General features: G+C 49.7%; 13 protein-coding genes. 5 read left to right on the top strand and 8 right to left on the bottom strand.

Going from position 1 to position 11,984, the window contains the following annotated elements:
* Positions 1-21: 21 nt before the first annotated feature.
* The 4 genes from ACYVI1_RS15350 to lysM all read right to left on the bottom strand — a co-directional run bounded on the left by ACYVI1_RS15350 (position 22) and on the right by lysM (position 3,008).
* On the bottom strand, positions 22-459 hold the full coding sequence (locus tag ACYVI1_RS15350) for an OsmC family peroxiredoxin (RefSeq protein ID WP_460911492.1): 438 nt from the start codon (positions 457-459) through the stop codon (positions 22-24).
* A 74-nt stretch (positions 460-533) separates the two neighbouring features.
* Positions 534-1,418, bottom strand: a complete 885-nt coding sequence (locus ACYVI1_RS15345) for a S1 family peptidase (protein ID WP_460911491.1) — start codon at positions 1,416-1,418, stop codon at positions 534-536.
* A gap of 68 nt (positions 1,419-1,486) precedes the next feature.
* A complete protein-coding gene (locus ACYVI1_RS15340) occupies positions 1,487-2,392 on the bottom strand; it encodes a DUF937 domain-containing protein (RefSeq protein WP_460911490.1) in 906 nt (301 codons plus the stop codon).
* A gap of 148 nt (positions 2,393-2,540) precedes the next feature.
* Positions 2,541-3,008 (bottom strand): peptidoglycan-binding protein LysM, encoded by a 468-nt coding sequence (lysM, locus tag ACYVI1_RS15335; RefSeq protein ID WP_460911488.1) that lies wholly within the window; start codon positions 3,006-3,008, stop codon positions 2,541-2,543.
* Positions 3,009-3,231: 223 nt separating this feature from the next.
* Here lysM and ACYVI1_RS15330 point away from each other — a divergent pair, with 223 nt between their 5' ends.
* Together ACYVI1_RS15330 and ACYVI1_RS15325 are read left to right on the top strand one after the other, a co-directional pair.
* The gene (locus ACYVI1_RS15330; RefSeq protein ID WP_460911487.1) at positions 3,232-4,581 is read left to right on the top strand and encodes an SGNH/GDSL hydrolase family protein; all 1,350 of its coding nucleotides are present in this window, start codon (positions 3,232-3,234) and stop codon (positions 4,579-4,581) included.
* A 9-nt stretch (positions 4,582-4,590) separates the two neighbouring features.
* Positions 4,591-5,391: an outer membrane beta-barrel protein gene (locus ACYVI1_RS15325; protein ID WP_460911486.1), complete on the top strand. Its 801-nt coding sequence runs from the start codon at positions 4,591-4,593 to the stop codon at positions 5,389-5,391.
* 47 nt (positions 5,392-5,438) lie between these two features.
* Here ACYVI1_RS15325 and ACYVI1_RS15320 read toward each other — a convergent pair whose 3' ends face one another.
* The 4 genes from ACYVI1_RS15320 to ACYVI1_RS15305 form a co-directional block, all read right to left on the bottom strand.
* Positions 5,439-6,059 carry a hypothetical protein gene (locus ACYVI1_RS15320; RefSeq protein WP_460911485.1) on the bottom strand — a complete coding sequence of 207 codons (621 nt, stop codon included), beginning with the start codon at positions 6,057-6,059 and terminating at the stop codon, positions 5,439-5,441.
* Between the two features lie 61 nt (positions 6,060-6,120).
* Positions 6,121-6,459 (bottom strand): winged helix-turn-helix transcriptional regulator, encoded by a 339-nt coding sequence (locus ACYVI1_RS15315; protein WP_460911484.1) that lies wholly within the window; start codon positions 6,457-6,459, stop codon positions 6,121-6,123.
* Positions 6,460-6,848: 389 nt separating this feature from the next.
* Complete coding sequence (rlmB, locus tag ACYVI1_RS15310) at positions 6,849-7,646, bottom strand: 23S rRNA (guanosine(2251)-2'-O)-methyltransferase RlmB (protein WP_460911483.1); 798 nt, start codon at positions 7,644-7,646, stop codon at positions 6,849-6,851.
* 116 nt (positions 7,647-7,762) lie between these two features.
* A complete protein-coding gene (locus tag ACYVI1_RS15305) occupies positions 7,763-9,214 on the bottom strand; it encodes a GWxTD domain-containing protein (RefSeq protein ID WP_460911482.1) in 1,452 nt (483 codons plus the stop codon).
* Between the two features lie 232 nt (positions 9,215-9,446).
* Here ACYVI1_RS15305 and ACYVI1_RS15300 point away from each other — a divergent pair, with 232 nt between their 5' ends.
* The 3 genes from ACYVI1_RS15300 (at position 9,447) to ACYVI1_RS15290 (ending at position 11,978) form a co-directional block, all read left to right on the top strand.
* Complete coding sequence (locus tag ACYVI1_RS15300; RefSeq protein WP_460911481.1) at positions 9,447-10,229, top strand: class I SAM-dependent methyltransferase; 783 nt, start codon at positions 9,447-9,449, stop codon at positions 10,227-10,229.
* Between the two features lie 40 nt (positions 10,230-10,269).
* The gene (locus ACYVI1_RS15295; protein WP_460911480.1) at positions 10,270-10,656 is read left to right on the top strand and encodes a hypothetical protein; all 387 of its coding nucleotides are present in this window, start codon (positions 10,270-10,272) and stop codon (positions 10,654-10,656) included.
* A 200-nt stretch (positions 10,657-10,856) separates the two neighbouring features.
* A complete protein-coding gene (locus ACYVI1_RS15290) occupies positions 10,857-11,978 on the top strand; it encodes a hypothetical protein (protein ID WP_460911479.1) in 1,122 nt (373 codons plus the stop codon).
* Positions 11,979-11,984: the final 6 nt, after the last annotated feature.

Here is an 11,984-nt window from a genome sequence, read left to right as displayed (position 1 = left end):
GTCAATAGCTGTTAAATTTACCTACGCTTCCAGCGTGGCTATTTTTGTTACCTGAATATCAGGGTGAAGCGCCTTCGAAATAATACAGTTTTTTGCCGCCCCAGCCGTAATTTCCTCAAATTGCTCCTGCGAAATTCCCGGTACTTTGCCCGTAACCTGCAGTTCAACGGCCGTAATGGTCAGTGTATCGGTATCCATTGTCAGGGTGGCGCTCACACTCACCTTGTCGGGTGTGAAGCCGGCCTGAGCCAGCGCAGCGCTGGTGGCCATTGAATAGCAGCCCGCATGAGCAGCCGCCAATAACTCTTCGGGGTTGGTTCCGGCCCGGCCGTCTTCACTGGCAAACCGGGTTTTAAATGAATACGGTGTTTTGTTTAACACACCACTGAACGATGACACCTCACCGGTGCCAGTCTGCAGGCCGCCTTCCCAGACAGCCGAAGCTCTGCGTTTTAGCATAAATAAATAGGTAGTGCGCGTTTGTGGCACTCGTTAGTTAACGACCAAAGATACAGCAGGGTTTTTATAAGAAGCTATCGTTCATAGAACGTCACGCCCTTTTCCCGCAAAAACGCTTTGATTACGTCGACGTGAACGCATTGGCCGACGTTCAGAAAGGGGTAATTCGATACGCGGCTTTTGCGCCCATTAACCAATACTTCCAGGTTTTCGATGTCGAATCCCAGATGCAAATGGCGTGTAGCTGACTGCATTCCGTAAACTAATCCGTTGGTATCGAACAGCGGACCGCCACTCTGCCCCCGCAGGCCGGGCGTACTCATTTCAATCCCGGCAATCCCCCCGTTGCCGCTTATTAGCCGGGTAACAATGCCATCAATAGGAAAGCTGGGCGACACCACCCGGCCTGTCGTTACCCACTCAATGTCATCGGCAGCGGGGTTGTAGCGAAAGTTTGTGAATTCAGGGAATGGATACCCTAACCGGCACAAACTTCGGCCAGGCTTTATACGGCCCGTATCGGCCAGAAAAATCGCGTGTGAGCGATACAACAGCCGATTATAGCCCTTAAAATGCAACAGAGCCAGGTCCTGGGTGGGATGGCGTTCAATCGTAAGCTCCTGGAATTGATCCACACAACCGATAAAATTGTTTCGTACCCGGATGATGGTATCGGCATTCATTTTGTGCCTTGCCTCCAGTTGGCTAATCAGCGCCCCGGCATTTTCCTTACGGGACACATCGCGCCGGGCACCCTGAAATTCGCGGTACTTATGATAAATCTCATCACTCTGGGCAATAAGGTCAGCAACGTGTTTACAGGTGACAGCCCATCCGTCCTGATTCACAAAAAATAAGGTGGCTGTGCCGGGCACTACCTCGTCGTGGCCATAAAGCCGAACAATGGAGTGCATGGGGCGGGTAAACGAATCAACGCGTTCAATTGCGTCAACAAACATAAACAGTACGGTATAGCGGTGGGTACGTAGAACCCTGCAAAGTAAGCAATACTTACCGACTTATTAACCTACCGCTGTTGGGTCGAATCGCGGATGCCGAGTGGGCCGGGTGCCGTTGAATCGGTTGGTTGCCCATTGGCGTCCCGAATACTTTGCCGCGTTGCTGCCGACGTATCTTCCACGGCGTTCGATTCCACACGAGATGTAGAGTCGGTGCTGACGCCGTCGCTGCCATTCTGGTTTTGGCGGCACTTTTGCACCAGCAACGCCAGCACCAGCACGGCAATGGCAATCATGGCCCAGCGCAGCCACCGCACATTTTCGGTACGCCGTTCACCTTCGGTGCTTTTCGGAATGTTTGGATTGACGGGCGAACCGCTCAGGTTGTCGGCTCCCTGCACCAGCGTTTGTGGTCCGGCAGGGGTGTTAAGTTGATCGAAGCCCAGTAAGTCCTGTATAGCCTCCAGGCCAGTGGGCAGGGCCTGCCGGAACTCATCGGCCTGCCCCAGCAGCAGCGTTTTCAGGTTCTCAGCGGTGAGTCCCTTTTCCTGCTCCTGACGCCCTAAAACACTCATGAGCGCCGAGCCAGCCAGGCCCAGAATCGTTAGGGACGTCTGCGGCTTCGTACTACTATAGCTACTAATAAGCTCGGTTACTTTTGGTCCCTTGTTCCCGAAAATCTTGTCGATAAACGTATTTCCGACGGTTACGCTGGTAGCTACCTGATTCCGGGCGATAATCTGACTAATTTCTGGGGGGGCTTCCTCATAATTGCCCTTGTCTAAAAAACTAATTATCGACGACGGGCCATCGGTTTCCTGAATGCGTCGGGTTAGCCCGCCCAGCAGCGTTGGCAGGGCACTATTAATGGCTTTCAGCGTGTTGGCTGATGTTTCGTTCAACTGACCGCTTAGCTGGTCAACTACAGCGGGAGTGAACTGATCTTTCAGGTAAGCTACTAAATGAACGGCCATAGGGTTTGCGTTGAGTTGACATCACTAAAACCGGCCACCGCAAGGTTTGTTATAAAGTTATAGGGTTACAAAGTCATAAAGCTACCTGGCGCTTACGTCCATAAACTTTACAACTCTATAACCCTACAACCACTACACCTTAATTTTTCTACAGTTGCGGAATCCGCAGCACCTGATCGGGATAGATCAGGTCGGGAGATTTCAGCATGGGTTTGTTCGCTTCAAAAATAACACCGTATTTCATTGGGTCTCCGTATACCTCTTCGGCGATTTTCGACAGCGAATCACCTGATTTTACGGTATAGAATTTCCCCTCTGGAGTCGGCTGGTCAACGTCTAACTGGTTATCAACCGCCGATACACCTTCAACGTTACCAACGGCCAGTGCAATTTTCTCGGCATCTTCCTGCGATTTCACCGAACCCGACAGCGTAACCGTATCTCCTTTAGTTTTCACCGTCAGGGAGTTGTAGGCAAGGCCCAGTTGCTTCACGTGGTCGAGCAGTGCCTGCGCCCGAACCGGCTCAACTTTTTCGGCTTCGGCTGCTGCTGGAGCTACCTGATCCTTGTGGAAAATTTTTTCACCTACACCTTTGAAAAATGATAAAAGACCCATGGTTTAAGATTGGTTTTTTTATGAAACATGTACTGAATGGCTGGCAAGTACGCGAACTCATCCTTGTCAAACAACTGATTCGGATTAAGGTTTGTTTAAGTGCCTACCCTACGTGTCTGTACTATTTGACGGGTAATGGTGTTCAGAGTAACAGGAAGCCCTTATTTTTACGTTCTTTTTCAGAACCCTGTCTGCTCTCTTATATTAACCCCGACACTACCGAATGTACGTTCAGAAGAGATTTCGGCGCGGGTTGGTGCTTTTCGCGCTGATTGGCCTAACCGCCTGCACCAACAACGACATAGACCCGGCCGCTGGCAGCAGCGAAACGCCCGATAGAGGCACTGCCGACTTCACAAAATATGTGGCAATAGGTAATTCGCTAACTGCCGGATTTGCCGATGCGGGCCTGTATCGGGATGGCCAGCTCAACGCGTATCCCTCCATTCTGGCAGGTCAGTTCAAAACCGTTGGGGGGGGCGATTTTGTGCAGCCTTTGTTTAGCGAAGCGCAGGCTGCCGGTTCGGGCTACCGAAAACTCATTCGGGTGCCTTCTCTGGCTGACCCCAGCAGTCTGCTTACGTCGATTGGTACGGTGGCGCCGGGGGCGGTTCGGGGTATGGGGCCAACTGGCTCGCCACTATACACTAAATTCACGAGCGCTAATCAGAACTTAGGCGTTCCCGGTATTCAGGTAGCCAACGTTCTTTCGGCCAACTATGGCTCAGCAGCGGGCAACCCTTACTTCGAGCGTTTACTGGCCGACCAGGCCCCGGCAACGACCTATTTTCAGTATGTGAGCGATAACCTGAACGGAGCCACATTCTATTCGTGCTGGTTAGGCAATAATGATGCACTCAGTTATGCCCAGTCGGGTGGAGTGAGCCCGCTGACACCTACCGCGCTGTTCACGACGAACTTCACCGCCATGATGAATAAACTGGCCGAGGGAGGTCGCAAGGGGGTAGTTATTGGTATTCCAAACATTACAACAGCTCCCCTCTTTTCAACCTTAACCGTGCCCGTAGTTGTGGTGCAGCTCAATGTGCTTCTGCGGCCAGCTACCCCCATTACAGGCTTGTATATCCAGACAGCCACCGGAACCCGCGCCACGCAAGCCGGCGATTTGCTCATCATTACGAGTGTGACGGATTACGCCAATATTGGCAGCACGGCTACAGGCACCCGGCTGGGACCGTATGGGCTTAGCCCAACTAATCCGTTGCCCACACAAACGGTTCTGGATGCGGGCGAAGTCAGTCTGTTGAACGCTAAAATCGCTGAATATAACACCATTATGAAAGCTCAGGCCGATGCCCGAGGGGCAGCTTACGTTGATCCGAACACGATTTTAAATCAGGTAAATTCGGCAACTGGCCTTACCCAGAACGGCATTACCTATACAGCCAGCTACATTCAGGGGGGCGTGTTCAGCCTCGATGGTATCCACCTCACACCGGCCGGTTACGCCCTGATGGCAAATGAAATCATCAGGGGAATCAATGCGAAGTATAACGCAGCCATTCCGCAGGTTAATCCGGCCAGCTACCGTCGTGTGCTGCTGCAACAATAAAACTCACTCATGAAACTTAGTCAAGTAGTCATTATTGCCTATGTGTTGGCAGGCGGGCCGGTTGCCATGGCGCAGACCACGTCTGTCCGGGCCTTCGAACTGGGTATTAAGGGTGGGGGTACGTTTACGCACGGCTCTACCTCCATTGCCGCTCAAACAGTTGGCGGAGTAAACATACCTGCTGTAGAAAATAAAACGAATGGCATCGGTATGGGTTACTCGGGTGGTTTGTGGGCGCGAAAAAACGTCAGCAATTTTTTCATTCAGGCCGAAGCAACCTATAATCGGTTTGTAGTAAAGCAAAAAACCAACGCCACACTCGACGTAAATGCAAGTGCATCATTAGCCAATGCCCTGCCCGTTAGTGTGCAGCCCAGCCTCTTAACGGCTACGGTCGACGTGGTCTCTGAATCAGTGCTGGAGACCGTTAATGTTTCGATTCTGGTTGGTAAACGCTGGCTGGACGGTAAATTACGGGGCTATGCCGGACCAAGCTTTATCTTTATTCACAAGGCCGAAGCGACCCGCACCACATCGGGGGTGATTAATGCTAACTCAAACGTGTCGTTCCCACAAACCGACATTCCGGCAACCACTGGCAAAACCAATTTGCTGAACCGATACGAAGTGCAGAATCTGGAAGTCAGGGACTTTACCATTGGCCTGGAGGCTGGCGCAAGCTATTCACCCATTCCTTCACTGGATATTGACCTGCGCTATCTGGCCCCGGTGGGTGGTTTCTACAGGGATGCGAGTGTCAAAGGCTTCGTAGGAATGGCCACCCTTTCGCTTGGCTTCAAGGTGTTTTAGAGGATTAGCCAGGATTTATGAAGGATGGTCAATTTTCTGACTAATTTTTATTCGGCTGCAACGAGTGAAAACCCTGCGCCGACTGACTGGAGTCGGTAGCGCACCATCCGGTAACCGCCGGAGGGTTCGGCGTTGGCATCGCCTGAACGATAAACCGGGTATTTACGGCAAAGAATGTCGCGCTCAACCCAAAGGCTGTCATGCCCCATGTAACCGACTTCGGGCGCCAGTCGCCACGTCGGCAGTGTCACATCGGCTTTACGTTCGGGTAGAAACTGCCACGCATAGAGCCGCCCGAATGAGCCGCTGCCATAACTGGTGCAGTAGATGTATAATTCAGGAAAGCGGTTATTATCCAAATCAGCCACTTCGGCCCCAACCACGGCGCCATCAACCCGCAGGCTAAAGTTTGTCAGGAGCAATTCACCCCGGTAGGCTTTCACATTCAGGTTGCGAACCCGCCCCGTATCGGTGGCCATCACGGCAAACCGGTAGACGTTGAATTGCAGCGATTTGGTATACTGAGGCTCTGCTGTTACTGGCTTGCTGAAGGGGCCGAATGCCCGGTCGGCCACCGATGCTGTTCCGCTGATATGCTGTAGACCACTCCGAGCCAATTGAGTAAGCCACACGACGCTTACCAACAGACAACATATCTTCACATTCATCGACTCCGTTTGCTTTGTGTGCCAACAAATAACGATACGGAATCAAAAAAAGTTGATTTGGCTACGTTTCCAGAAACATCTCGCCAATTGACGTGAGCTTAATAAGAGAAGGTAATACCTGTAATCCTTTGGCAGTTAGCCTGTATTCGACACGGGGTGGTACTTCGTTATAAGACTGCTTTTCGATGACGCCTAAGCTCACTAATGTTTTGAGTTCCTGTATCAGGATTTTTTCACTTATGTCAGGAATCATACGTCGTAATTCACCATATCGGCGAGCTTCGGTGCCTACTTGAAAGATAATATACAACCGCCATTTTCCGCAAATAATATCTAATGTTTTCTTAAGTGCTAAATGATTGGTGTCTGTGGGTTTTTGGTTACTTAACGGGTCGTTCATGAGGAGGTTTTTAACTAACCTTTTTGTAAGTAAGTCGCTGATTAAAAGGCACTTGCGCCGATATGAGCAAATATAGATATTTGTGAGAAATCTATAGCAGAAACTATTTTTATATGAATTAAGTAATCGGTAAAATTAAATTCTTTTGGCTGGACTAATACGATTCATTAGTGTGATAGTTTATCTACTAACTTTCTTTATATCAACGAAATAGAATCCCGCGAATCGGCGAGAATTAGTTAAAACCAATTCTCGTCGATTCGTTAAATAGTTTAATAAAATCAGCGTATTTTTTTGACAGATTAGTCAATAAGTCGGTTAGCGGGAAATAAATGAAGCCAATTTGGCGTGTAGCCCGCAAGTTTTCTGTTGTATCGGCAAGCCAAAATTTAAACCGTTTCCACCCGCAAACTGCGCTGGCGCACGGCTTCATACAGCACCACACCCGTAGCTACTGACACGTTCAGTGAACCAACCGCCCCCAGTAGTGGAATCTTAACGTGGGTGTCGGCCAGGCGCAGGAGTTCGGGCGAGATACCGTCTTCTTCCGACCCTACGATGACGGCGATCGGGCCGGTCAGATCGGTGCTGCGTTCGTAGAGGTCGCGGCTCGATTTTTCGGTACAGGCCACGATTGTCACCCCCGATTGCTGCAAATATTTCACCGTTTCGGTGAGGTCGGGTTCGCGGCAGACCGAAATGTGGTTTAGTGCCCCCGACGAGGTCTTCATGGCATCGGAGTTAATGGCGGCTGCGCCCCGACCTGGAATTACGATGCACTGCACACCCGTACACTCGGCGGTGCGGGCAATGGCCCCAAAATTACGAACATCGGTGATGCGGTCGAGGATCAGAAAAAACGGCGTTTCGCCCCGTTCAAATACATCGGCAATAACGTTCGACAATTTAACATATTGAACCTGAGCTACTAAGCAGACGACGCCCTGATGGTTTTTTCGGGTCAGCCGGTCGAGCCGTTCGGCGGGCACACGCTGAATGGTCACGCGGTTCTGGAACGCCAGATTCTGAATATCGGAGTTGCTCAGCCCCTTTTCCATGTATAATTTATCAATCTGCTGGTCGGACTTGAGCGTCTCGATAACGGACTGAATGCCAAACACCATCTCGTCGGGTTCGGGACGAAATTGGGGGCGGGGACGTTGACTACGGTTGAATTGTTGGGGCATTAGTTAAAAATGAGTAATGAATAATGAATAATGAATAATGAATAATGTACACTGAATAATGGTCAGCAGCTAACCCATTATTCAGTGTACATTATTCATTATTCATTCGATACATACTACTCGCGGATGGCGCCGGTTCTCCATGCTTCGACAATTGGATACCAAATCGGCTGATACTCAATGTAGCGCACCAGTTCGTAATGGTCCTCGACAAATTGGTTGGGCTTCTTGGCAAAGGTAAAATTAACCTCCGAGACATTCGCCCGGCGATTATAAACCCACACTTCGCGCTCCCGGTTCCGTTGTACCCGGTCGGGCGCACCCAGCACAATGTAGATCATGCCCTTATCGGTCTTCCAGCCTTCTTTGTAGCTTGTAAATAACCGATTGGCTTCTTCTACCCGGTTAAAGTACGCTTTTAGTGTCTTTTTTGCCACATCTTCATTACCCGACATCAGGCTCAACCAGTATTTGTCGAACGCTTTTTTGGTATCCTGCGCCTGATTTAACTCGCCAATCTCCGTGCTTGTACTCATGTACAATACGGGCTTAATGAGTTTTTCAGGCCGGGTTAGTTTGGGGTATCGTTTGTCAGCCACAACCAAACCAATACCCGCTGCGTCGGTGGTATCTTCCACAAAATAATACAGGCCTTCGTGCGGAATGATAAAGGGCTGATTGGTGGTAATGGTCAGCGTTGTATCGATCATGAGCGACTTAGATGCCGGACGGGGCGACGTATTCATCGGCGACGAAGCCGCGTCGAAATCGTGGCGGTAGCGAACACCATACAGGGGCTTGCCTGTGCCATTAACATCCCGAATCAGCACAGTGTCCCCCACGTTCACATAGTTTCGCAGTTGGGGCTGTTTACCCATTTTATCGAATAGCGTGTATCGGTCGCTCAGTTTAGGTGCTTTGAATCGAAGCGTTAAATCATTGCGCGCTTTGGTGCCGTTCGTCGTTTCGGTGATTTCAGTCAGCAGAACGGCACCTGCCGCGTTGGTGCGGTCGGCCATGGCGGGCCGTTTAATATCGAATGTGAGGGTCAGATGGTCATCCTCCTGCCCTACATTTTGCGTGGTCAGTGGCACGTTACCATACCCTAACCGTTCGCGGTTATTATAATCGGGATACATGACGTAGGCCACCATAAAATGCTCGACAAATTCGGCAGGATTCTGCACCAGCTCACCCGTTGGCGACTTCGCGGTTACGTTGAGATAGACCCGAACATGGGTGGTATCGGTCGCCAGAAATTTCCCTTTGATTGACGTAACAACCCACTCACCGGATGTGCGGCCCGAAATGGCAGGTGTTGTACCGACGGCTGGACCATCGAGTATCTTTATAGGTGTTGGCGTTTGGGTCGTGGCGGGCCGCTGGGCATCAGCCCGTTGCCCGTCTGTGGGCATATCGGCGGGGCGGGCAGCGGGCTGGCCCGCCTGGTTTCGCTGCGCTTCGGTGCGGGCGTCATAAGCCGCATTAATACGGGCCTGCCGGGCTTTTTTTTGCGACGAGCAAGACGAAAAAATGACAATAAAGAGAACAATTGAGAGAACTCGCATAAACAACGGGTCTTGCGCTGATTTCGAAGAAATTATTTTGCGGGGTAATTTTAGATTCTGTGGATTCTTTAGCGTCTATTGTTACGCCATAGTGCTCAACAGAATCTAAAATTACCTATTTACTAATAACGAAAAAAATGAGCGGTTCGACTTACAAACCCACTTCATTTTTCTTTGCCTCCACAAAAGAGTAATTTTGCCCTGCGAATTGCACACATAATGTGGCGAACACATGTACAAAACCACTGAAATCACTTCCGCCGAGATTGCTTCGGACAACCCCGTTCATCAGCGGCTGCTGTTCCCTTACGTTGAAGCGGCCACAATCGTAAGCGGTAAGGTACTCGAAATCGGCTGTGGCTGGGGACGGGGACTGGAACTGCTCACCAAAGCTGCCGACCACTATACCGGCATCGACAAAAATGAGGAGTTAATTGCGGCCCTCAGCGCCGAATATCCAGCCTCAACCTTTATTGCGGCCAATATTCCTCCCCTTAGCGGCCACGACGGCGGACCGTTACCCGACAATACGTTCGATTTCATCGTGACGTTTCAGGTGATCGAGCACATCGAAAACGACGATCTGTTTATTCGGGAGGCCCATCGGGTGCTGAAACCGGGCGGTAAATTATTGCTCACAACGGTCAATAAAACGTTTTCACTCACGCGCAACCCCTGGCACGTTCGGGAGTATGACGCCGACGGGCTTACATCGCTGATGGCGACCTACTTTCCAGCGATTGACACACGGGGCATTCACGGTAATGGAAAAGTGATGGCCTATTATGAACAAAACAAAGAGTCGGTCAAAAAGCTGACCCGCTTCGATATTTTCAATTTGCAACACCGGCTACCCCGCCGACTGCTGCAGGTGCCCTATGACCTGATGAATCGCCTGAACCGCAACCGGCTTCTGCAGGCCGATGGGTTAGCCGCCGAAATCAACTATAGCGATTACCTCGTCAGCAATGACCCCGCCGGAAGCCTTGATTTCTTTTATATCGCGACGAAGTAGCTGGTTTTTACGCATCATTCTGTTATACAGTCGATTAGTTATGAAAGCACTCGGTTCACTCCTGTTGTTCCTTAGTTTAGTTAAGGTCAGTACCTGTTTTAGCCAGGTCTATGTTGATGGTGTTGCGATTGATACAGTCAATACGCCTTTTTGTCAATTGATTTGCGATAACGCTACCATTATGACCCGTGCCAAAATTCTCGTCGATTACGGGCAGCGATTCGTTGATAGCGGGCTTAATCGCCAGAAAATAGCCGGGGCTGACCGGAAACCCATTTCCTTTAATTCCAGTATCGACGCCCTGAATTTTATGGTTCGGCAGGGCTGGGAATTAGTCTCCTGTCAGATTATCGGTACTTCGTCTGGCTCAGAGAGTACGTTTATTTATCTGCTCCAGCGAAAGAAAAAGTTTACCGGAATTGACTGACAATATCCTGTCATTATTAACCACGACATTACTTACTATTCAGCATGCCTTCAGCTATTAACTGTTGCCGTGTAGGTTTACATAAATTCATTTAAACAACGAATTTTTTCCTTTAATTCAATACTAATCAACCACTTCTATTACAAAAACCAGCTTCAGTTGAGCCAATTGGTTCTTCTCCGTCGAACTACAGTCAAGCCATGACACAAGCCTTACCAGACAGCCGTACCTCCTGGTTTTTTAAATTTTGTGAATGTGTTCTGGCGGCTACTGCTCTGCTGAATTTTTTCCTGTTTCCCCTGTTGCTTTTGCCTATCTCATTTTTTGAGAAATACGGCCAGTATTTTGAGTATGTGTTACTAGGCATGGTTGGGGTGGCCTTACTCAGTAGCTTAATCTACGTCTGGATATGGCATCGACGCGAACAGATTAATGCCATGTACAGCGCCCTACGTCATGCCTGGTTACAAGGTATCATTCGCTACTGGCTGGCTTTATCGATTTCCAGTTATGGCTTTGCCAAAATTTTAAAAACTCAGTTCCAAACCCCTGCTTATCTCCTTGACATGCCCTTAGGTTCGGTTGATGGGATGAGCCTGACCTGGTACTATTTTGGCTACTCATATCTGTTGGCAGTTAGTATTGCCCTGTTTCAAATAGGCGGGTCTATCCTGCTGCTCTATCGCAGGACAACCTTACTGGGAGCAATGATCCTTTTACCAGTGATGGTCAACATCGTCCTGATTAATCTATTCTACAAAATTGCTATTGGGGCCTTTTTTAACTCAGTCATTTATTCATTATCCCTGGTCTTTCTGCTTCTGCTGCACGGAAAAAGACTCAAACTTATCTTCTGGGATGTAGTCGATCATCTCCCTAACATTCCCTTAGGGCGAAGCTGGATCAAGCACAGTCTACGTGTATTACCGATTGTTATAGCCTTTGTCTCACTTAAAGTGGAAATCAACATGCGCTCTAATGATCAAACGCTAAAAGGTACCTGGACAGTGGAAAAACTGATACGGAACGGTCGAATCCAACCCGCTACCGGTTGGTTAACGGATAGGAAGGTTTGGAGTCGTATCTATTTTGCCGGGTATGAAGAATGCGTCTTTAGTCCAAATCCATACCGGTTCGAAGCCAGTGAATGCTTGGGAGGTAGCTATAAGTTCGATAGTCTGCAAAACAAACTGCAAGTGGCCTTTTATTCTCGTGATACCTTACGGGCCACCATTAGTAATCGTACAACTGAAGCTATGTGGCTCCAGGGGGTTCTCGGTCGTGACACATTGGACATGCAACTCACTCGACTACGACGATAGGCTGCC

Source organism: Spirosoma areae, assembly GCF_054781775.1.
This window is presented reverse-complemented; position numbering and strand designations above follow the sequence as displayed.

Excerpts from the sequence above, each read along its gene's own strand:
- ACYVI1_RS15315 (WP_460911484.1), bottom strand. The coding sequence starts at position 6,459 with ATGAACGACCCGTTAAGTAACCAAAAACCCACAGACACCAATCATTTA.
- ACYVI1_RS15325 (WP_460911486.1), top strand. The coding sequence starts at position 4,591 with ATGAAACTTAGTCAAGTAGTCATTATTGCCTATGTGTTGGCAGGCGGG.
- ACYVI1_RS15345 (WP_460911491.1), bottom strand. The coding sequence starts at position 1,418 with ATGTTTGTTGACGCAATTGAACGCGTTGATTCGTTTACCCGCCCCATG.
- ACYVI1_RS15300 (WP_460911481.1), top strand. The coding sequence starts at position 9,447 with ATGTACAAAACCACTGAAATCACTTCCGCCGAGATTGCTTCGGACAAC.
- ACYVI1_RS15340 (WP_460911490.1), bottom strand. The coding sequence starts at position 2,392 with ATGGCCGTTCATTTAGTAGCTTACCTGAAAGATCAGTTCACTCCCGCT.
- ACYVI1_RS15295 (WP_460911480.1), top strand. The coding sequence starts at position 10,270 with ATGAAAGCACTCGGTTCACTCCTGTTGTTCCTTAGTTTAGTTAAGGTC.
- rlmB (WP_460911483.1), bottom strand. The coding sequence starts at position 7,646 with ATGCCCCAACAATTCAACCGTAGTCAACGTCCCCGCCCCCAATTTCGT.
- ACYVI1_RS15350 (WP_460911492.1), bottom strand. The coding sequence starts at position 459 with ATGCTAAAACGCAGAGCTTCGGCTGTCTGGGAAGGCGGCCTGCAGACT.
- ACYVI1_RS15320 (WP_460911485.1), bottom strand. The coding sequence starts at position 6,059 with ATGAATGTGAAGATATGTTGTCTGTTGGTAAGCGTCGTGTGGCTTACT.
- lysM (WP_460911488.1), bottom strand. The coding sequence starts at position 3,008 with ATGGGTCTTTTATCATTTTTCAAAGGTGTAGGTGAAAAAATTTTCCAC.
- ACYVI1_RS15290 (WP_460911479.1), top strand. The coding sequence starts at position 10,857 with ATGACACAAGCCTTACCAGACAGCCGTACCTCCTGGTTTTTTAAATTT.
- ACYVI1_RS15330 (WP_460911487.1), top strand. The coding sequence starts at position 3,232 with ATGTACGTTCAGAAGAGATTTCGGCGCGGGTTGGTGCTTTTCGCGCTG.
- ACYVI1_RS15305 (WP_460911482.1), bottom strand. The coding sequence starts at position 9,214 with ATGCGAGTTCTCTCAATTGTTCTCTTTATTGTCATTTTTTCGTCTTGC.